The organism is Lactobacillus helsingborgensis (assembly GCF_000970855.1).
GTDB lineage: Bacteria > Bacillota > Bacilli > Lactobacillales > Lactobacillaceae > Lactobacillus > Lactobacillus helsingborgensis.
In genome coordinates this window covers 590,238-612,229 of the sequence record NZ_KQ034047.1, presented here as the reverse complement: position 1 = coordinate 612,229, position 21,992 = coordinate 590,238, and the positions used below count along the sequence as shown (strand labels likewise).

17 protein-coding genes and 1 pseudogene are annotated in these 21,992 nt (G+C 37.8%); 9 read left to right on the top strand and 9 right to left on the bottom strand.

The window, feature by feature from the left end; genetic code table 11:
- Positions 1-662: 662 nt before the first annotated feature.
- The 3 genes from JF73_RS08645 to JF73_RS08635 all read right to left on the bottom strand — a co-directional run bounded on the left by JF73_RS08645 (position 663) and on the right by JF73_RS08635 (position 4,480).
- Positions 663-1,319 carry an ABC transporter ATP-binding protein gene (locus JF73_RS08645; protein WP_046327845.1) on the bottom strand — a complete coding sequence of 219 codons (657 nt, stop codon included), beginning with the start codon at positions 1,317-1,319 and terminating at the stop codon, positions 663-665.
- Positions 1,320-1,321: 2 nt separating this feature from the next.
- On the bottom strand, positions 1,322-3,511 hold the full coding sequence (locus JF73_RS08640; RefSeq protein WP_046327844.1) for a bacteriocin-associated integral membrane family protein: 2,190 nt from the start codon (positions 3,509-3,511) through the stop codon (positions 1,322-1,324).
- Positions 3,512-3,631: 120 nt separating this feature from the next.
- Entirely contained in the window at positions 3,632-4,480 is an 849-nt protein-coding gene (locus JF73_RS08635) for a helix-turn-helix domain-containing protein (RefSeq protein ID WP_046327843.1), read from the bottom strand.
- 458 nt (positions 4,481-4,938) lie between these two features.
- Here JF73_RS08635 and rpmH point away from each other — a divergent pair, with 458 nt between their 5' ends.
- The 8 genes from rpmH (at position 4,939) to JF73_RS08595 (ending at position 15,016) form a co-directional block, all read left to right on the top strand.
- A complete protein-coding gene (gene rpmH, locus JF73_RS08630) occupies positions 4,939-5,079 on the top strand; it encodes a 50S ribosomal protein L34 (protein ID WP_003549412.1) in 141 nt (46 codons plus the stop codon).
- 52 nt (positions 5,080-5,131) lie between these two features.
- Complete coding sequence (gene rnpA / locus JF73_RS08625) at positions 5,132-5,500, top strand: ribonuclease P protein component (protein ID WP_038524829.1); 369 nt, start codon at positions 5,132-5,134, stop codon at positions 5,498-5,500.
- A 1-nt stretch (position 5,501) separates the two neighbouring features.
- The gene (locus tag JF73_RS08620; RefSeq protein WP_046327842.1) at positions 5,502-6,365 is read left to right on the top strand and encodes a membrane protein insertase YidC; all 864 of its coding nucleotides are present in this window, start codon (positions 5,502-5,504) and stop codon (positions 6,363-6,365) included.
- Positions 6,366-6,480: 115 nt separating this feature from the next.
- Positions 6,481-7,866 (top strand): tRNA uridine-5-carboxymethylaminomethyl(34) synthesis GTPase MnmE, encoded by a 1,386-nt coding sequence (gene mnmE / locus JF73_RS08615; RefSeq protein ID WP_046327841.1) that lies wholly within the window; start codon positions 6,481-6,483, stop codon positions 7,864-7,866.
- A gap of 12 nt (positions 7,867-7,878) precedes the next feature.
- The gene (gene mnmG / locus JF73_RS08610; RefSeq protein WP_038524822.1) at positions 7,879-9,777 is read left to right on the top strand and encodes a tRNA uridine-5-carboxymethylaminomethyl(34) synthesis enzyme MnmG; all 1,899 of its coding nucleotides are present in this window, start codon (positions 7,879-7,881) and stop codon (positions 9,775-9,777) included.
- A 275-nt stretch (positions 9,778-10,052) separates the two neighbouring features.
- On the top strand, positions 10,053-11,867 hold the full coding sequence (gene spxB, locus JF73_RS08605) for a pyruvate oxidase (protein ID WP_046327840.1): 1,815 nt from the start codon (positions 10,053-10,055) through the stop codon (positions 11,865-11,867).
- A gap of 109 nt (positions 11,868-11,976) precedes the next feature.
- Complete coding sequence (gnd, locus tag JF73_RS08600) at positions 11,977-13,362, top strand: NADP-dependent phosphogluconate dehydrogenase (protein WP_046327839.1); 1,386 nt, start codon at positions 11,977-11,979, stop codon at positions 13,360-13,362.
- A 97-nt stretch (positions 13,363-13,459) separates the two neighbouring features.
- Entirely contained in the window at positions 13,460-15,016 is a 1,557-nt protein-coding gene (locus JF73_RS08595; protein WP_046327838.1) for a ClC family H(+)/Cl(-) exchange transporter, read from the top strand.
- Between the two features lie 29 nt (positions 15,017-15,045).
- On the opposite strand, the pseudogene JF73_RS08590 reads toward JF73_RS08595, so the two are convergent.
- From JF73_RS08590 to JF73_RS08575, 4 genes and pseudogenes are all read right to left on the bottom strand, one after another.
- Positions 15,046-15,981 (bottom strand): annotated as a pseudogene (locus JF73_RS08590) (MFS transporter); the annotation flags it as partial.
- 137 nt (positions 15,982-16,118) lie between these two features.
- A complete protein-coding gene (locus tag JF73_RS08585) occupies positions 16,119-16,409 on the bottom strand; it encodes a hypothetical protein (protein WP_046327837.1) in 291 nt (96 codons plus the stop codon).
- A 144-nt stretch (positions 16,410-16,553) separates the two neighbouring features.
- Positions 16,554-17,864 carry an NCS2 family permease gene (locus tag JF73_RS08580; protein ID WP_046327836.1) on the bottom strand — a complete coding sequence of 437 codons (1,311 nt, stop codon included), beginning with the start codon at positions 17,862-17,864 and terminating at the stop codon, positions 16,554-16,556.
- 304 nt (positions 17,865-18,168) lie between these two features.
- Positions 18,169-19,476, bottom strand: a complete 1,308-nt coding sequence (locus JF73_RS08575) for an NCS2 family permease (RefSeq protein WP_046327835.1) — start codon at positions 19,474-19,476, stop codon at positions 18,169-18,171.
- Positions 19,477-19,699: 223 nt separating this feature from the next.
- On the opposite strand from JF73_RS08575, the gene JF73_RS08570 reads away from it, so the two are divergent.
- The gene (locus tag JF73_RS08570) at positions 19,700-20,491 is read left to right on the top strand and encodes a Cof-type HAD-IIB family hydrolase (protein WP_046327834.1); all 792 of its coding nucleotides are present in this window, start codon (positions 19,700-19,702) and stop codon (positions 20,489-20,491) included.
- Here JF73_RS08570 and JF73_RS08565 read toward each other — a convergent pair.
- Positions 20,488-21,336 carry an amino acid ABC transporter substrate-binding protein gene (locus JF73_RS08565; protein ID WP_046327833.1) on the bottom strand — a complete coding sequence of 283 codons (849 nt, stop codon included), beginning with the start codon at positions 21,334-21,336 and terminating at the stop codon, positions 20,488-20,490. The genes JF73_RS08570 and JF73_RS08565 overlap by 4 nt on opposite strands.
- On the bottom strand, positions 21,337-21,990 hold the full coding sequence (locus JF73_RS08560; RefSeq protein ID WP_046327832.1) for an amino acid ABC transporter ATP-binding protein: 654 nt from the start codon (positions 21,988-21,990) through the stop codon (positions 21,337-21,339).
- Between the last annotated feature and the right edge of the window lie 2 nt (positions 21,991-21,992).

The following is a 21,992-nucleotide window of genomic DNA, read 5'->3' as shown; positions in this document are numbered from 1 at the left end:
AATATTTCCCTCCGCTTACGTTGAGCAACACATATTTTACCATCTAATAAAAATGTTTTCCACAAGTGAACAACATTAATTCAGAATTAACAAGTTGTGGATAGATTAATAGGGAAAATGCACAAAAAAATGCTGAATTTTACTAATTAATTATTTTTGTACAATAAATTTGTGGAAATTTTATACTGCTATGACAGTAAAAGAGCATTCTTGGGTGACAATATATCCACATACTGTGTATAAAATTTTAAACAGCTTGTAGATTGTGGATAAAAGTGTGGAAAATCATGTTAATTGCAAAATGTGGATAATTTTTAGAGCGAAAATGTAAACAGCTTAAATGAAGAATAGTTAGCCAATGAAGAACAAAATCTTTTGTCATAACATAAAAAGATTAACTTTTAGTTCGAAGGAAAAAGTAAAGGTAATAATCATTAATTTAAAAGCTTATTGCTGCTTTTAATAACTAATAGCTTATAGTTATTTTTCGTATAACTTTAGTATTACAGTCTGCAATTTTAAAAGCTATAGAAATTGTTAAATAAGATATAAGTTATATTCCTTGTTTATAGCAGAAGCGCAAAAAGACATATTTGCTATTTTTCAAATATGTCTTTTTGTTTAGTTAATTTTTTACGGCATTCTGCATTAACTTTCGTTAATTATTGCCCCTTTGTGAGTACAATTTGGTAGTCTGCTGCCTGGGCCAGTTTCATATCATGAGTGACCATGATGATAGTTTTATGGTGCTCGTGCTGCAATTTTTGGATCAATTTCAGCACATGAAGAGCAAGTTGCGGATCAAGCGAGCCAGTCGGCTCATCGGCAAGGATTAGCTCACCGGGTTTTAAAAATGCACGTGCTAACGCAACGCGTTGCTTTTCGCCAACTGACATTGTTGCAACCGTATCATCCAGCCGGTTTTGCAATCCGACTTCTGCCAAAATGTCTGCAATTTGTTTGTCAGTTTTATTTTTGGGAACGCGGCTAAAGTTTAGAGCCAACTTGAGATTCTGTCGCACGGTCATGTTGGAAACGAGCGCAAACGTCTGAAAGAGGTAATTGATGTCATTGCGTCTTGCCAAAGTTGCTTTTCTGCTGTTAACCTCCGGTGCAGACTTGTTATTTAAAAGGTAGGATCCGCTATCGAACTGTTCCAGTAGCCCGATGATGTTCAAAATGGTTGATTTGCCAGAGCCTGACGGACCAATCAGGGCAGCAAAATCGCCATGATTAACGGTCATTGAAAAGTGGTTGAGAATTGTCCGTTTGCCGTATTTTTTCGTAACTTGTTCGAGTTTAACAATTGCTTGGGCCATGGTTATTCCTCCTTTAAGCTGTATAGCAGCTGCTTGGTGCTGCTTTGCCGCAAGTAAAGCAAACAAAATAATATTTGTATGATGAATTTAATAATAATAACCAATGTTCCGGCTTTTGAACGGTTGAAAATGGTTGTCAGCAATTCAACTACAAAAGTGATGCTCAAAAAAGCCAGCGGCTTGCTGTAAATACTATAAATGCTGTAACCTAAGAATTTTTTGATATTGAAAAGTTCCTGTTGAGATACTTGGTAGATTTTAATAATAGCGTAGATCATGACCAATGAAAGAGCTAAAAGGATGATCCCCACGATACCAAAGAGATAGAGCGTATAACTAAGGTCTTTTTGGATGCCTTTAATATAGTTGCCGATAGTGGTAAAGGCAGGCTTATAGGGGCTAATTCGGGGGTTGGAAAAAATCTTTTTCTTGGTTGTATTGGACATTTTACTAGTAGAAAATTTTGCAAGACCGCCAAATCCCTGCGCACTTAAGTTGTCACTTTCAAAATAAGACATGTTAGCTGGCGTTGCGACCAAAATAATTGCCTGTTTCATCCGTAAGGGCTCTGCAGTCTTAGTTGCCCAAGTGAAGAAATCTGTTTGTGGTCGATAGGAACCAAAGATAAATTGCCGCTGCTGGTTAAAAACGGTAGGTGTATCTTGCGGACTAATCGACTGTGTGTCGTCTTTTTGCAGCCATTTTTTAAATTTAGTAGTTGTTGAGAGTGAAAGCGAGGATGGAAGTAGGTAGAGACGTTTACCTTGTTCAGCAGCTTCCAGCTTTTTCGTGGAGACTGTTATCCCTAATTCTTTCAAGTAGTTAGGGGAGACCGTCAGTTTTAAGAAGGGTCTTTTGCTGGGCATATTAGTCCCAGCGGCTACCAAATCTTCAATCATCTTGGTGGTATAAATAGTTGTACCAACAAGATATACGCCATTTTCTTGATAAATATCCTTGTACCATTTATAGAAATCTTTACTTCTTTTTTTGAAAGCCTCTTGCTTGCTTTGATTTTGTTTGCTAAATTGGGAACTTTTTAGAATGGTTAGATGTGAAACATCTTGCCAACTTTTGGACATTTGATAAGTGTTATTAAGTGTTTGTAGAGGCCCATCGAGGGCGTAAGAACCAAAAATAATGCCGCCACTTAGTAGTATATAGCCTAAAATTGATAATGAGAGTAACGCTTTGCGCGGAAACTTATGCTTTAAGATGTCAAGAAAAGACATATTCATTACTAGAGAGCTGGCGAGCAGGGCTAATAGTACGACAAGTGCAGTACTTATGAGATTGACTGTAAAAAATAGCGACCATAAGGACAGGTATTTGCCGGAAATGATAGTGCCAAGGGGTACAGTAACAATGCTCATCGCGAATGCGGTAATGATATAAGGCAGGTAAAGTCGCAATAAAAAGTTGACTTTTGACCAGCCCAGCAAAACCAGATCGCCTAAAAGCGCTAGTGACTGCAGAAGATTGAGCAAGAAAAGAACCAAAAGCCCCAGAATGTTCAAGGCTAACCCAGTCAACAAGATAGTTGGCATCATACTCTGTTCTACTCCCAAGCCGCTTAATTTCATCTGCAACTGTTTTCTAGATTTCTGGGTACACTTTGCCAGTCCCGTTAAAAAACTAACCTGCTGTTTGCCGCTAAGCCCAATCACTTGGTAGGTGCCATTGATGCTGTGGTTCTGTTTGACCAGATCTTCAAGCTTGAAGACTGTCAGATGCTGCCCACCAGCGAAATTTGGTGTTTTGGCAATGCTTTTGTAATCTAGTGCATTGCCAATAGTTTGTGTATCTGGAGATTGCAGCAGCTTTTTCAAAGTTTCGGGTCTAATAATGGTATGACCAGCAAAGGTTAATGGTAAGGGATGCTTATCAACATCTCCCATAATACCAAGCTGGGTTTCTTGAATGCTGCCATTTTGACCTACACTTTGATCTGCGCGAACGATTACTAACTTATTCTTGATCGCTTGTTCGGCGAGAAAGTTCAAGACTTTGTTTTGCTGCGTGTCTGCAACATTTTTAAGGTAAAAAGTTGTTTTGGGCACATTGGGATAGTCGCTAATAGCGTAGTTATAGTTTCGTCCGATAAAAAAAGCCGCCAGCAAAGCAAATAAAACACTTTGGCAGGCAACCAAAAAAAGAGTAAGTAATTTAATCTTTTTATTTTGAAAATTCACGGCAGTTTATCCCTCTCCTTATTTTATCTATACAGGTTTAGTATATTTGTAAAATATTAAAATAATATAAAAAAGTCATATTTGATATTTTTGCTCAAATATGACTTTTCAACTAATTGATTACTTGTTTTCTGAAAAAAATTTAGTTAGCTCTTTGCTATACGCAGGCATACCTATAAATGAAAGAAAATCAATTGCCTTCAAACAGTTATCAATATAAGATGGTTCTTTAGTGAAATGGTAGTTGAGCAAATTAATTGGTACGAGTAAAACATCTTTATAAAAGCATAATTCTGGTACAGTGGGAATATTATTTGCAACTTTTACAAAAGGCTTTGTCTCGTCGTAGCGCTTGTTTTCGATACATAAGAACAACAAATTGCCAATAATTCCTAAAATTCTTTTTTGTATTTCAACATCAGTGCTGTTTTGAAACTGACTAACAATTTTTCTAGCGATCAGTAAGTTATCATCAATATTATAAAGTTGCATAAAAGCACAATATATGGCTAAGGATTGCTTGTCAAAACCTCTGAGGCTGAAAATTTCTCTTTTGATAATTGCTTTCGTTTCTTCATCTAATTTTTCAATATTACTTTTTGCAAGAGCAGACAAGCTTTTAGCCAAGGTAAATAAGTTATTTTGATGAGGCAATTTTTCGAGTTCAATTACGCGTTTTAGTTGTTCAAATTTACTGTTTGAATTTTGATAATAAGCATCGACTAGCAAATTTATCAGCTCTCGCTCTCGTTCATACTGCAGCTTTCTTTTGGGTCTTAGTTCGCTAAAAAAATTCGCAGCCGAAATTCCGTTGTGATCGAGCAGGTCAATTAAGTTATCAGCTGAGATGTGATTGAGTCCTTTTTCCACCTTAGAATAAAAGGAGGGACTGACGGTACTGCCGACCCATTCCTTTTGGGTCTTGTTAGCGCGCAAACGATATTGTTTTAATAGTTCACTGGTTGTCATTGGTAGTTCCTCGCTCGTAAGATAATTTTTAAGGATTAAGTTCAATTCTAATAATTATATCAGAATATTATTATAGGAGCTATTTAGTTATCAATATGATAGGGAATTCAATGAATTGAAAAAATGAACTTGTGGATTTGCCTGCTTGGCACCGATTTGCCGTTTCTTAATCACTAGCCATTAATTGAAATTACACATAATGATTTATCCTAGAAAATATTTTTACTATTAATGACGTAAAATTAAAAACTGCCGCACGCTTTAAAGAGTGAAATCAAGACTATAAAAGTGATTGAACATCCTGCTGACATGGCTTAGAAAGTTTTTGTGTTAAGGCGAATATATTTAGGTAATAAATTCGCAATTTTTTGTCTTTTTGCTTGGTTTTTTACTTTAATCATGGTATTCTAGATATTAAATTGTGCAGTCTGCATACAAAAAATTGGAGGTGTAGTTTAATGACAACTAAAAGAACTTACCAACCTAAAAAGCGTCACCGTTCAAGAGTTCATGGCTTTATGAAACGGATGAGTACATCTAATGGCCGTAAGGTTTTGGCTAGACGCCGTGCAAAGGGTAGAAAAGTCTTATCTGCTTAAACCACTGAAATCCCAGTGGTTTTTTTAATTTATAAGAGTGGAATGAAACGTTTTGAGAAAGTCTTATCGCGTTAAAACAGAAAATGATTTTCAAACAGTTTTTAAGTCGGGCAATTCAGTAGCCAATCGGGCCTTCGTTATTTATCAATTAGATAAACCGGAGAATGAACATTTTCGTGTTGGTATTTCCGTTGGTAAAAAAGTCGGTCACACTGCTGTAGTCCGCAATCGCCTCAAACGTTATATTCGTGCTGTTCTTACGGAAAACAGGTCTTTAATCAATCCCCAGATTGATTTTTTAGTAATCGCTAGACCTTATGCGCGTAACTTTAAATGGGTGGACGTTCGTAAGAACCTATTGCATGCACTCTTTTTAGCCAATATAATTAAAGAGATACCGAATAAAGTTGAGGAAGATTAGAGTGAAAGACATTTTAACCAAAAAGAATGTCAAGCGTCTACTTGTGCTGCTGACAGTAGTTGCTTTAGCAGTTGTTTTAACAGGTTGTGCGTCATCTAACAATACAGAACCCGTTTCACATACAAGCGGCAGCTGGTGGAATCGCTGGGTCATTTATTATATGTCCACGTTTTTACTTTGGCTGTCTAAATTAATTGGTAACAACTACGGTTGGGCAATTATCATCTTTACTGTTATTGTGCGGCTTATTTTGTATCCTCTTAGTGCCATTCAAATTAAAAGCACTACTAAGATGCAAAAAATTCAGCCTGAGATGGACGCTCTTCGTAAAAAGTATCCTGGTAGCGACACAGAATCGCGTACTTTGCTTTCGCAGGAGACTAACAAATTATATAAAGAGGCTGGAATTAATCCTTATGCTGGCTGCTTGCCTTTAATTATCCAAATGCCGGTTATGCTTGCTTTATACGGAGCAATTGCTCAAACACCGCAGCTTATGACCGGACATTTCATGTGGATGGATTTGGGTGTACCCGACCCGTACTATATTATGCCGATCTTATCTATGGTTTTAACCTTCTTATCGACATATATCAGTCAGTTGTCAACACCGAAGGAATCACAAACTCTGTCATCTAAAATAATGACTTATGGTATGTCAATCATGGTTGGTGTAATGGGTATTTATTTCCAATCAGCTATTGTAATTTACTGGGTAGTTTCAAACTTATTCCAAGTAATCCAGACCTTCATCTTGCAGAACCCGATTAAATACCGCCGTGAGCAGGAGGAAAAGGCACGCCAAGAGCGTGAACGCAAGCGTCAGTTGAGAAAGACTTATAAACGGCTGAAACGCAAAAAATAATTTTTAAAATTTTTAATCTAAAGTATTGATTTAGATAAAGTAGTCAAAGTGCTTTATCCATCATGATTATTCATGGTGGAATAATGCGCTTTTTTTATTGAAAAAGGAGAAAATCATGACCCAAACTTTAACGGAGTTTGATACGATTGCAGCAATTTCAACACCAATTGGTGAAGGTGGCATTTCTATTGTCAGAATGTCTGGTGAAGATGCAGTTAAAATTGCCAATCAGGTTTTCAAAGGTGCTAATTTAACTAAGGTACCAACACATACTATTCATTATGGGCACATAGTTGATCCAATAAGCGGGCAAGTCATTGATGAAGTTATGGTTTCTGTGATGCTTGCTCCTAAAACATTTACCCGTGAGGACATTGTTGAGATCAATTGTCATGGTGGTATTGTTGTTACCAACCATATTTTGCAATTGTTATTGAAAAATGGTGCGCGGATGGCTGATCCCGGCGAATTTACTAAAAGGGCATTTGTTAATGGCCGGATTGATTTGACACAGGCTGAAAGCGTGATGGATATCGTGCGTGCCAAAACTGATAAGGCTAGACAAATAGCAGAAAAGCAGCTGGAAGGTGGCTTGCTTGAAAAAATAAGGGCAATGAGGCAGGAAATTTTGGATACGCTGGCTAATGTAGAAGTTAATATTGATTATCCAGAATATGATGCTGATACCGTAACGGCTAAACAAATGACGAGTGTTTCTCAATCAGTTATTAAGAAAATAGATCGCTTGCTCAAAACGGCAAGTGAAGGAACGGCGTTACGTAACGGCTTGGCTACCGCGATTATTGGTCAACCAAATGTCGGAAAATCATCCTTGCTTAATTATCTAACGCAAAGCGATACGGCTATCGTAACGGATGTTGCGGGCACAACGCGGGATACGCTGGAAGAATATGTTTCGGTTAAAGGCGTCCCCTTAAAATTAATTGACACTGCAGGTATTAGGCATACCGAAAACAAGGTAGAAAAAATCGGTGTTGAGCGCTCGAAGAAGGCTTTGGCAAAAGCCGACTTAGTTTTGCTTTTGTTTGATTCAAGTAAGGAACTATCAGCAGAAGATAATGCTTTAATTGCTGCAACAGCGGAGAAAAAGCGGATTGCTATTTTGAATAAGACGGATTTAGGGCAAAAAATCACTGCCGCTCAAATTAAACAGCTGACCAAGAGCCCTGTAATTGCTATTTCAATCTTGCAGAAACAAAATCTTGAGCAATTAGAAAAGACAATTAAAGAACTATTTTTCCAGGGGATTGAGAATTCTAATGATCAAGTAATGGTAACCAATCAAAGACAGGTTGGACTATTAGAAAAGGCTAAAAAGCAGCTCCAAGACGTTATTCAAGCACTAAAAGACGAGGTGCCGCTGGATATTGCGCAAATTGACTTCAATGGTGCTTGGGACACTTTAGGTCAGATAACAGGTGAAAGCAGTCCGGATGAGTTGGTTAATGAACTGTTCAGTCAATTTTGTTTAGGAAAATAGGTGTGAAAATTAATGATTAAAAGTTATGATTCAAATGATTATGATGTCATTGTAGTCGGTGCGGGACATGCTGGTAGTGAAGCGGCCCTGGCAAGTGCCAGAATGGGGCAAAAGACACTGCTTTTAACTATTAGCCTGGATATGGTAGCTTTTATGCCCTGCAATCCTTCAGTTGGCGGGCCTGCTAAAGGAACGGTGGTACGCGAAATTGATGCCTTGGGCGGTCAAATGGGTAAAAACATTGACGCTACCTATATTCAAATGCGCATGTTAAATACTGGTAAAGGCCCTGCCGTGCAAGCATTACGTGCACAGGCTGATAAATGGCAATACCACGAGCAGATGAAAAAAGTGATTGAGGACACGCCAAACTTAACTTTGCGGCAGGCGACAGTTGATGAACTGATTGTTAAAGATGGAGTTTGTTCAGGTGTAATTACTAATACAGGCGCTAAATATCATGCTAAAAGTGTTGTTTTAACTACCGGAACATCAGCTCGCGGACGCATTTTTATTGGCGAATTGAATTATTCATCTGGTCCCAATAATACTATTCCTGCAATTAAACTATCAGAAGATCTAGAAAAGCTGGGCTTTAAACTGCGCCGTTTTAAAACGGGAACGCCACCACGTGTTAATAGCAATACTATTGATTATTCTAAAACAGAGGAAGAACCCGGTGACAAAATTCCGCGACACTTTTCTTATGAAACTAAAGATGAAGATTATCTCAAGGATCAGGTTTCTTGCTGGATGACTTATACTAATAAAACTACACACAAGATAATCAATCAGAATTTGACCCGTTCTCCTATGTTTTCAGGAGAAATTAAGGGCGTAGGGCCGCGTTATTGCCCGTCAATTGAAACTAAGGTAGTACGCTTTGCGGACAAGCCGCGTCATCAAATTTTTTTGGAACCAGAAGGAAAAGACACTAAGGAAGTCTATGTCGGCGATTTTTCAACTTCCATGCCAGAAGAAATTCAGCTAGAAATGTTGCATTCGGTAGCTGGGCTTGAAGATGCAGAATTAATGCGGCCAGGCTACGCTATTGAATACGATGTGATTGATCCGTGGCAATTAAAACATACTTTAGAAACCAAAAATATTAAAAACTTATTCACAGCGGGGCAAATGAATGGTACTTCAGGCTATGAAGAAGCTGCTGGGCAGGGACTGATCGCTGGTATTAACGCTGCTTTACGCTCAGCTGGTCAGCCAGGATTTACCTTAGGCCGTGACGAAGCATATATTGGTGTTTTAATTGATGATCTGGTCACCAAGGGAACTGAAGAACCTTACCGCTTGTTAACTTCAAGAGCAGAATATCGTTTGATTTTACGTAATGACAATGCTGATTTACGTTTAACTGATTACGGCTTTCAGCTTGGCTTAATCTCTGAAGAGCGTTATTCCAAATTTTTAGCAAAAAAAGAACAAATTGCACAAGCTGCTAATGCTGTTAAAAATATTACGGTTCACCCCACACCCGCAGTACAGGATTATCTTGCAAGTATTGGTGAAGAAAAATTAAAAGCGGGTGTCAAAGCCGACGTTTTTCTTAGAAGACCGCGAGTTAAAGTTGCTGACATTGAACGTTTGACGGGAATGAGTATTTCAAACGAGCGCTACGTGAGAGAACAAATTGAAATTAACGTCAAGTACGCGGGCTATATTAAGAAAGAACAGCAGCAAATTAACAAATTGCATCGCCAAGAAGCAAAGAAAATACCAGTTGATATTGATTACGATGCAATTGATGGGCTGGCAACAGAAGCACGGGAAAAGTTTGCCAAAATCAGACCGGAAACAATTGCCCAGGCTGAACGTATTTCTGGAGTTAATCCAGCAGATATGGCAATTCTAAGCGTTTACGTGCAAAATGGGCGCTATACCAAAATTAACAAATGAATTTAGTAAAAATTTAAAAATTATAAAAAATATTTTTGCTGACTAATCTAGCACAAAAAATGCACAAATTTTATGGTAATGATCAAACAATCACAAGTATTGATTATTGCTATTATCAAAAAGTTATAAATTAATTGTACAACATTGTGAAGATAATATTTTTACAAAGCGCTTACACCTTGCAATAATCGTAAATTTTGCTCACTTGAAATTGTGAAATTATATGTTTTAATACAATATGTAAGTAAACATGTATTTAAGGAGATGCACTTAAAATGGCAAAAATTAATGGCGCAAATGCCATGCTCCAAGTTTTATTGGACTGGCATATTGATCATATTTATGGTTTTCCGGGTGGCTCATTTGACTCAACAATGAACGCTATCCATGACTTTAAGGGTAAGTTGAAGTACATTGAAGTTCGTCACGAAGAAGCTGGCGCTTTGGCAGCTTCAGCTGAATATAAATTCACTGGCAAACTTGGTGTATGTTTTGGTTCAGCTGGTCCTGGTGCTGTTCACTTGATGAATGGTTTGTATGACGCAAAATACGACAAGGTTCCTATGGTAGCTATCGTAGCTAACGTTCCAACTAGCCGTCAGGATATGGATTTCTTCCAAGCTTTTGACGAAAAGCCTTGGTTTGATCCGGTTGCTGTTTGGAACCACCAAGTTAAGCGTGCAGAACAAATTCCTTCAATGATGGATGAAGCAATTCGTCAAGCTTATGCAAAGAAGGGTCCAGCCGTATTAATTCTTCCTAAGGACTTCGGTTGGGACAAGATTAGTGACAGCTACCGTGTAAATTACAATGCAATGCAAGCTGTTCCAAACTATGCAGCTCCTAAAAAAGAAGAAGTTGAAGCAGCTGTTAAGCTTCTTGCAGAAGCAAAGAACCCAGTTGTTTACTTCGGTCTAGGTATGAAGGGTCATGGCGATGTCTTAGAAAAATTTGCTGAAAAATTCAAGACCCCATTGATGTCCTCAGTTATGGCTAAAGGTGTTGTTGAAGATAGATGCCCAGCTTATATGGGTTCAATTGGTCGTGTTGCACCTAAGCCAAGTGATGACATTCAAACCCATGCTGATGCAGTTATCTGGGTTGGTAATGACTCACCATTCTCATTGTTCTTCTTTGACCCTAAGGCTAAGGTAGTACAAATTGATGTTGACTCAGAAAAATTGGGTAAGCGTCACGCAGTTGATGTTCCAATTTTGGCAGACGGTGCTAAGACTTTGCAAGCTATGATTGATGCAGGTCAACCTCGTGAAGAGTCACCACTCTACAAAGCTGCTATTGCAGACCGTGAGAACTGGGAAGAATGGGAGCACAGCTTTGACGATTCAGACGAAATGCCAATTCGTCGTGAACCAATTTTTGACATTATCAACAAATACGCTGATGACGATGCACAATTTGCTATTGATGTTGGTAACATCAACATTGACTTCCAACGTTTAGTAAACTTGCATGATGAACAAACTTGGGCAACTTCAGGCTTATACGCAACTATGGGCTTCGGTTCTCCAGCTGCACTTGCAGCAGCAACTGTTCACCCAGAGCGTGAAGTTTGGAACTTGAGTGGTGACGGTGGCTTCGCTATGATGAGTCAAGAATTGTTGACTGAAGCTCGTTACAACATGCATATCTTGAATGTTGTCTTCACAAATGATACTTTAGGTTTCATTGAAGCTGAGCAAGTTGACGAATCACACCAACCATTATCAGGTGTTATTATGCCTAATAACGAATGGGCTCAAGTTGCTGAAGGTATGAACGTGAAGGGTGTAACTGTACGTACTAAGAAGGAATTCGAAGACGCAGTTAAGGAATTCAAGCAAATGGATGGACCAATGTTAATCGACATCAAGTTCACTCATGACATGCCTTACTCAACTGAATTGAACACTCTTGATGACCCAGAATTCGTTAAGAAGTATCAAGCTGAAGGCTTGAAACCATTTAGCTACTTTGCTGAAAAGTATGGCTTGGTTGAAGATACTGCTTCAGGCGCTTCAGAAGCTGAAGAAGAACCAGAGCCAGAACCAGAAGAAGAACCTGATACAACTTCAGGTGCTTCAGCTCACTAATAAGCTAAATTATTAGAATGAAAAAAGCGGAACTTTTTGAAAGTTTCGCTTTTTTGCTGTCTTACAAGTATAATAATAAAGTATGATTTTTAATGATGGAGGACTATCAATGCAACAATTCGGTATTATAGGCTTATCGGTTATGGGTAAGAACCTGGCTTTAAATATTAGAAATAATGGCTTTTCCGTTTCTGGCTTTTCAATTGATAAGCCAGAAGTTGATGCTTTTGCTAAATATAAGGATGCTAAACTAAAACCAACTTATACTTGGGAGGAATTTGTTAATTCACTGGAAAAGCCGCGCAAAATTTTAATTCAAATAGCAGCGGGTAAGCCCGTTGATGAGACTTTGCAAAAATTATTACCTTTGCTTGATCAGGGTGATATTTTGCTTGATGGTGGCAATTCTAATTTTCATGATACCAATCGCCGTTTTCATGAAATGGAAAAACATGGTATTCATTTTATTGGAATGGGTGTCTCAGGTGGTGAAGAAGGTGCTTTAAATGGCCCTGCGCTCATGCCGGGTGGTGATGAAGAAGCCTATAATGAGGTCGCACCTATATTAGAGGCGATTGCAGCTAAAAATGAGGAAGGTCAGCCATGTGTCAGCTTTATTGGTCCAGAAGGTAGCGGACATTATGTCAAAATGGTTCATAATGGTATCGAATATGGCATCATGCAGGAATTTTCTGAAGTCTATGATATACTGCGAAAAGTTGCAGGCAAAACAAATGACGAAATGTCGGCCATCTTTGCTGACTGGAACAAGGGGATAGTCAAGGCGTATCTTAGTGAAATAACGGCTGAAGTTTTAAAGCAAAAAGATGAGTTGACCCCTGACCATGTGATTGATCATATTTTGAATGTTGCATCTTACAAGGGTACTGGTAATTGGATGCTTGAAGATGGTGTGCATTTAGGTGCGCCAATTAGCGTAATCGCTGAAGCAGTTATTAGCCGTTTTATGTCTAAGGCAACTACGCGTGAAGGTGCAGAAGTAAAATGGAGTGGTGCTGTACCTGACGACTTGGTTGATAATCTCGGTCAAGCTTTGCAATTGAGCCAAGCTGTAGCTTATGCTCAAGGCTTCCAACAATTAAAAATGGCTGCTGATGCTTATAATTGGGACTTACGTTATCCAGCAATTGCACAATCATGGGAAGCAGGGTGTATTATTCGCTCATCAATGTTAAAAGATATTGAAAAAGCTTTTGCTGAGGGCAAAAAGCTTGATAATATGTTCCAAGATCCATACTTTAAAGACTTGATGAACAAGAATATTCCAGCATTACGGGCTGTAATTGAACTAGCAACTAAAGCGGGCATTCCAACACCGACTTTAAGCGCATCACTGAATTACTTAGAATCAATCTTTAACCCGAGTTTGCCGGCAAATCTCATTCAAGGGCAACGTGACTACTTTGGTGCCCATACCTATCTCAGAAATGACCGTGACGGTGTTTACCACACCCAATGGTATGAAGAAAAATAATTTTGTTACACGTGTAACAACTGAAACCAGTTAAGTTTGAGCTTTGACTGGTTTTTTGCTAGTGTGAAAAATATTTTAGCTAAAGAGTGGAGGTACTATGAAAAATAAAAAAGCGCAAATAAAACTTTTGGTCCTAGCCATGGTGGTAGGACTCTGTAGTGGCATAGTAGTTGGCTTTTTTCGCTTTGGCATCGCCAAAATGACAAAGCTATGGTTGACTCTGTTTCACATGGCACATAAAAACTTTCTCTGGTTTATACCCATTATTATTGGTCTGATGGCGGTAGGAATAATTGCAGGCTATTTTGTTAAAAAATACCCGCATGTTGGTGGTTCAGGCATACCTGAAGTAAAACTGCAATTGGCAGGGAACCTGACTTTAAGCTGGTGGCCGACACTATGGCGTAAAGTAGTAGGAGGCATTTTAGTTATAAGTACAGGGCTGTTTTTAGGACCTGAGGGTCCTTCTTTACAAATAGGCTCAACTATAGGTCAAGGTGTCGGAGAAAGCGCTAAAGAGTCTAAAACAAACGCTCGCGTGCTTTTAGCAACAGGAGCAGCCAGCGGTTTGGCTGCTGCTTTTGGGGCTCCGCTAAGTGGAGCCTTATTCGTACTTGAAGAAGTCTTTCACAACTTTTCTCCCCGGGTCTGGATGAACGCACTTGCAGGTGCTTTAGTAGCTGATTTTGTTGTTTCCAATATTTTTGGGCAGAAGCCATCTTTATCTCTTGTTTATCGTCATTCCTTTCCCGTAAAGTTATATGGCTATTTGCTCATTTTAGGTTTGCTCTTAGGATTATTAGGTCACTTATATAAAGCTGGACTCTTTAAGGGTAAAAAGTTATACACAAAAATTACTTTCTTACCTAGCAGGCTCTACGGGTTGATCCCACTATTTTTGTTAATCCCAATTGCCTACTTTTGGCCACTAATAACCGGTCCAGGTAATCGTTTGATTTTAGCTTTACCACAAATAATTAATCACAGTGGCTGGAAGGTGATTGGCATTTTGGTATTTTTCTTTATCATTAGAATAGTATTTTCCATTATTTCCTATGATTCAGGACTTCCCAGTGGCATTTTTCTGCCAATATTGACAATGGGTGCTTTAATTGGTGCAGTCTATGGCTTAACTTTAGTGCAGCTTCATTTATTACCAGCAAAATTGGTTATTAATCTAGTAATTTTTGCTATGGCGGGGTTTTTTGCTGCGGTAATACGGGCACCTTTTACTGCCATAATGCTCATTACGGAAATGGTTGGCTCATTACTACATTTAATGCCACTCGCCGTGGTGGCTTTTGTGGCGCTGCTAGTCGATGAATTTTTAAATGGAGAGCCAATATATGGTACGCTGGCACGTGTAATGTTGACAAAGAGTAAAAAGCAGCAGGTTAAAATTTCTGGTGAAACTGATCAATTGACTGTGCCTATTTATGAAGATAGTCAATTAAACGGGAAAATGATTATGCAAATCAAATGGCCTCAACATACTTTAGTTAAAGCAATTTATCGCGATGGTAAGTCTATTATTCCCAATGGTCAGACTATAATTAAAGCAGGTGATTCTCTGATTTTGACCTTAGATGCAGGTCACCGAGGGGCAGTATTTAACCAAATTAAACGGATGCAAAAAGTGCGCTACGACGGCTAAAAAAGACACGCTATTAGAATATGATATGACCCCCAAAAGATACCTATTAACATGCTAATGTTGTATAAATTTCCCGAAATCTTAGGATTAGTAATATTCATCCCCTGTAGCAAAATAGGCAAGAAAATACTAATTCCAAAGAAGGCAAAAGTTTGACATGCATAAAAACTGCCGCCTACTAAGGTACTTCTGATATACTTTTTGCTAAAAAGTATTGTCCAAGAAACTTGTCCTTGCTTTTTAGAGCGTTTAAAGTGACAAGAGATGCCCCATTTATGACCTAAAATTTTACCAATTAATCTGTTTGCAGCTTTAATTTTACCCTTACTTGCTAACCATCCAGGAGAAGGCGGCAAGGGAAAGAAACTACGGAAAAGAGCTGTGAGCAATGCTGGTATGGCACCAGTTGCTAAAATAATTTGCCAGGTATGTTGACCATATCCTTCAAGATAAGTCCCAGTTAAATACGAAGCAATAAATCCTAAACCCCAGTAGATTAATAGGTGACTTTGTCGTTTACTGTCCTCACCTTTAGGCAGCCATTCAGTTAATAAAGCATTACCCGCTGTAAAATCAATTGCCATCATCAGTCCAATGCCAATCCTAATTAAAAAAGTCAGCGCTAAACTGCTTGTAAGGGGATGCAAAAGTGAAAGGATAGCTAATATATACATGTTGCTCATCAATAATTGGCTACGGCCAATTTTATCGGATAAACGACCGATAAGTGCGCTACTAGATAAACCAATTAGTCCACCAGCACCAATAAGTCCGGTCCACATATCACTAATTTGAATATATTTTGTAGCATTAGTTAGCGCGCCGCCAGTAATCCCTAATGAAAAGCCGCAGGTAAATTGGCCCAAAACAATGGCAGTTAATACCCGCAAATGAACTTTTGAAAGTGGCGCTTTTTTATAATCTTTTTTGGCTAATTTTGCCTTTTTTCTAGCATAGTAATAAATTAAGCAAGCACTGCTCAACCTACTTTATAACATCCCTTTCAATAAATGACTTAACTGTTATCTAACATAACAAATTTTTAGTGTTCGTGCAAAAAGACTGGGGAAAGGTAGCTTGAAATTTAAGCGCTGGTTACCCTTTATTTTTGAAAAACTAAGCCGAATAATACCAGTACTAAAGCTGCTAAAAGCCAGATACTGAAATTTACTACTGCTTTTGCCGTATTTTTGTTATCAAGGCTAATATGATTGATCAAATATTCGCCAGCAAATAGTGTAAAGCTAAAAGTGATGAGCCATAAAATGGCGCAGAGCCTTCCAGTAATAGAATAGGGGAAAAAGGCAGAATTGAAACTGGTTAGTAAAGCAACAATAAAGAAAGTAGTGGTACCGGTATATTGATTAAGCAATTTTTTGGCAGTTTTGGGCATAGTAATTTCGCTTCTTTCGCTGTTAGTTAAAATATTATGTTGCATTATAATACTAAACAAACAAAAAATAAATATTTATTAATTATGTAGAAAACAAAAAAATCACTTCTAAAGAAGTGATCCTTAATAATTAAATTAATATTTTTACATATTTGTGATTAAGAAAAAGAGCACGAACACAACTAGTAAGACGTACATCATTGGTGAAACTTTTTTGGCTTGCTTAGAAGCGATCATAGTAATCGGGTAGGCGATCATACCAAGAGCCAAACCATCTGAAATACTATAAGTTAGTGGCATGCCAACTACAGTTAAAAATGCTGGAAAAGCAATCTCAAATTTGTCCCAGTTAATTTTTTTCAGGTTTCCTGCCATTAGCACACCGACAATGATCAATGCAGGTGCAGTTACAGTGGTAGGAATAACAGCTAACAGCGGGCTGAAAATCATTGAAATCAAGAAAAAGATTCCTACAAAAATGGCAGTTAATCCGGTACGGCCTCCCATTGCAATTCCCGCACTTGATTCTACAGAAGTCCCGAGTGGTGCTGTGCCCAAGACAGCTCCTTCAACCATTGCTAAAGAATCAGAAATAAAGGCCCTGCCGATACGTGGAATCTTACCATTTTCATCGACCATACCGGCTTGTTCTGTCATACCAATCAGGGTACCTGCGGTATCAAAAAATGTAACTAAAAGAAACGTTAAAACTACCATAAACAATTGTGGAGTATTAATGTCTTTTAAATGGAAAACAGCTTGCCCAAAGGTAGGGGCAATACTGGGAGCAGTGGCAATAATACCTTTAGGAACAGCGACTTGACCGATAATCACCCCGAACACAGCTGTTACCACCATGCCGATAAAGATTGAGCCGGGAATATTCATAGCCATTAAAATTACTGTTAAGGTTAAACCAAAGAGAGTAATCCAAACAGCTGGTGAATTAAACTTACCTAGAGTAACTAAATTTGAGTCACTGTTTACGATTAATTTACCATTTTGCAAACCAATGAATGCGATAAATAAACCGATCCCAGCTGAAATAGCATATTTCAAATCTTGTGGAATAGCATCAACTACTATTTCACGTAATTTCAAGACTGTTATCAAAATAAACAAGATAGACGCTACTAAAACTGCAGCTAAAGCTGTTTGCCAGTTAATATGCATGCCGCCACAGACATTGTAAGCAAAAAACGCAGCACTACCTAATGTTGGCGCTAAAGCTACAGGATAATTTGCTACCAAACCCATAATGAAACAGCCAATTGCAATTGAAATTGCTGTGACAGTAAACGCTGCTCCTTTATCAATACCAGCTGCGTGTAAAATGTTAGGGTTAACAAAAAGGATGTAGGAGAGACTGACAAACGTGGTTAATGCAGCTATCAATTCACGTTTAACAGTGGTATGAGCATCGTTTAAATGAAAGACTTTGTCTAATGTCGTCATTTTTTCCTCCAAAAATATTTAAATTACAAAAAACTAATATATCTAGTATATAACTTATTTGTACTGTGAGTTACCCGAATAGAGAATATTTCCCAGGAAATACTTGCTATTGGCTAGTTTTGATTAGTATCTTTGTGATTGGTTAAAATAAAATCATTGCTTAATTATTAAAAAAAGGCTCCACCAAAATTTAGTGTGCAATAAATCTAGTTTGGAGATTAGATAAATAGTTAGTAACTCTTATAAAAAATGTGTTAAAAAAAGCAAATATATTTAAAATATATTTGCTTTTTAGATATTAATTTTAGAAGTTCAAAACCCATAAGAAAACTATAAATACGAAGAACAGTATCCACATCATTGGGGTAACTTCTTTAGCACGTTTAGCTGCAACCATACATATTGGATAGGTTATCAGTCCTAAAGCCAAACCATCTGAAATGGAATAGGTAAGAGGCATACCAATTAATATTAGGAAAGCCGGCACGGCAATTTCCATTTTATCCCAATGTATGTGTGCCGTATTTTGTGCCATTAGGACACCAACAATAATTAATGCCGGTGCAGTCACGTGAGTGGTAAATAAGCCTAAAAGTGGACTGAATATCATTGATATTAAGAAGAAAATGGCTACGAAGACAGCTGTTAAACCTGTCCGTCCGCCAACCGCAATACCAGCACTTGACTCAACGAAAGCACCGACTGGTGAAGTTCCCAAAATTGAACCAACCATCATGGCTGTTGAGTCAGAAGCTAAGGCTTTGCCTACACGTGGCATTTTATTATCTTTCATAAAACCAGCTTGTTGGGCTAAACCGATTAAGGTACCAGCAGTGTCAAAGAATGTAACCAAGAGAAAAGTCAATACAACTACCCACATTTGTAAAGTATTAATATCTTTCACATGAAAAATTGCTTGACCAAATGAAGGAGCAATACTTGGCGCCACTGAAACTATTTTGGTTGGCAAAGAAATCTGTCCAGTTATTACACCAAAAATGGCAGCTAAGACCATACCGATAAAAATAGCACCGGGTACATTTAAAATCATTAAGATAACAGTGACAATTAAGCCAAAAATGGTAATCCAAACGGCTGGATCATGAAGGGAACCTAGTCCAACTAAAGTAGACTTATTTCCTACGATTAAGCCACCGTCTTGCATTCCTAAGAATGCAATGAACAAACCAATTCCAGAAGAAATCGCGAATTTTAGGTCAGAAGGGATAGCGTTGATAATCTTTTCCCTTAACTTAAACATAGTGATCAGAATAAAAATAATTGAAGCAACAAAAACTGCCGCCAAAGCTGTTTCCCATGAAACATGCATACCTACACAGACTGTATAAGCAAAAAAAGCATTGATGCCTAAAGCAGGGGCCTCACCAATAGGATAATTGGCAACTATACCCATTATTGCTGTACCTAATGCACTAGCTAAGGCTGTTGCTGTAAAAACAGCACCTTTATCCATGCCGCTAGCGCCCAAAACACTAGGATTAACAAATAAAATGTATGACATGCTGATAAAAGTTGTTAGACCAGCGAGAAATTCAATTTTAACGTTGGTTTTATATTTATCGAGTTGAAAATAACTCTTTATAAAATTCATCTAACCTCTCCCAAATTTATTGTTCGTCTTTTAATATTAATTAGACAACGATTATAGTTTACCATTCATGAAAATAAATGTAAACACGAATTATAAGAGGTAAAAGTATAGCAAAAAGCAATTATTCTCAACTATAAGCCAAAACCGCAAGTTGACCGCACGATAGGATAATCGGTAAAATGAAAATAAATATCATAGATATTGCAGTCCATAAGGAGGAAAAATGGCTAAACTGATTTTTTCGGATATTGATGGTACTTTAATCAATTCAAAGCAAGAAGTTACCCCGAAAACTAAACTTGCTATCCGTCAGCAAATTATTAAAGGCAACGTCTTTATTCCAGTTTCTGCACGTATGCCCCAAGCAATCATGACTGTCGCAGGACAAATTACCAAGTCTTGTCCAATGGTCGCTTACAACGGTGCTTTAGTGCTAGATGAGATGGGACAACCACTGAACTCCTATTTTATGACGGCTGCCAAAGCAGCAGAAATATGCACATACATTGAAAGTAAAAATAATGGTGTCGTTTGGAACGTATATAGTGGCTATAACTGGTATTATTTCCCAGGAAATAATAATAGGCGAGTTAAAAATGAAGAAGCAATAGTAAGAGTTAAGGCACAACCAAGTTCTATTGCTGAAGTCAAAAAACTTAAGGGTGTGCATAAAATTTTGCTCATGGGGGCTCCAGAATTATTGGATGCTACGCAGAAAGACTTACAGGGTTTGTATCCCGAGTTTTATATAGTAAAATCTGCGTCTAACTTGTTAGAAGTTGTTGTTAAAGGGGTCTCTAAAGGACAAGGTGCTAGAGCGATAGCACAGGAATTTGGAGTAGATTTAAAGGACTGCTGGGCTTTTGGTGATAATTATAATGATGAAAAGATGCTTGAAGCTGTCGGTCATCCAGTAATAATGGGAAATGCTCCTGAAAATTTGAAGAAAAAATTTAGAACTACATTAGATAATAATCACGATGGTATTGCCTTAATACTCAATCAATTAAACTAGTTTTTATAAAGTAATGGAGATTCGGCCTTTTTGCCGAACCATTTATGGTCAATTTTTGTAATAGTGCCATTTCTAGCTAATTTGGTCAAAGCGTGGTTAATTTTGCGTTTTAAAGTTATATCACTTTTTCTCATACCCACACCAAATTCTTCTTTAGGGAATGGACTATTAATTTGAGTGTAGTCTTCTGGATGCTTTTGTCGGGAAATGTAATAGTTGGCATAAGTACTATCAATTAATAAACCTTGAATACGACCGGCATTAAGGTCAATAAAGGCATTTGTAAAAGAATCATAGAGAATTGGCTCATGGTTTTTAATTCGCTTTTTAAAAACCTGTGGATATTGCATTACATCATTGTAGCCGGAAGAACCTGTTTGTACACCCACCGTCTTACCTTTCATGGCAGCGATCTGATCTATCTTATTTTTTTTAAGGCTTACTAAAACTTGGGTGGAATATAGGTAAGTTTTACTAAAATTAATTTTAGCTTTCCGTTCGGGATTTTTACTAAAGCCATTCCAAATGAGGTCAATCGTACCGTTTTTGAGTTCAGTGGTGTTCATTGACCAATCAATAGTCTGGAAACTAACTTTGATATCATAAAGATCAAAAACGGCTTTAGCAAGATCGACATCATAGCCGATTAACTGACCATTCTTTTGCCTAAAGTCCATCGGTACAAAAGTATCATCAACACCAACAGTAATGTAACCACGCTGCTTTATGTGAGACCAATTGTCTACCGTATTCGCTTTTCTATTCACTGATACGCCGCTACAAGCAGAAATGAATAAGGTGCAAATTAGAGTTATTAATAAAGCCGCAAGTCGCTTAATTTTCACTTACATTACCTTCTTATCATCTAGAGCTTTAACGGTAAAAATCTGATCAGCCACTTGGTGTGCAAATTCCATGTCATGAGTGACAATAATTTGAGTCATTTGGTTGTCGGTTTTTAATTTTAAAATTATTTCGCCCACTTTTGTCCGCAATGCAGGGTCTAAAGCAGATGTGGGCTCATCATAACATAATATATGAGGCTGCATTGCTAATGCCCTGACAATAGCTACTCTTTGTTGCTGGCCACCTGATAATTGGTACGGATAAAGGTTTTCTTTTCCGTTTAAATCAAGCTGTTTTAATAATTTACGGGCTTGCTTTTCAGCTTGACTAGCTGTTTCTTTTAAAACTAACGTAGGTGCAAGAGTAATGTTATCAATAACGGTTAGGTTGGGAAAAAGTTCGTAACTTTGAAAAACGACACCAATAATGTGGTTTTTGCTATCAGGCTCAGCTGGATTAAATTCTTGTCCGTTCCAGAGAAATTTACCGGAATCTATTTTTTCTAACCCACTTAAACAACGTAATAGCGTGGTTTTTCCAGCACCTGACGGTCCTACAATAGCTAGAATTTGTCTATCCGGGATAGTGAGATTTAATTTATTGAGTATAAGGCGGGAACCAAATTTTTTAGTAATGTTCTTAAGTTCTAGCATAA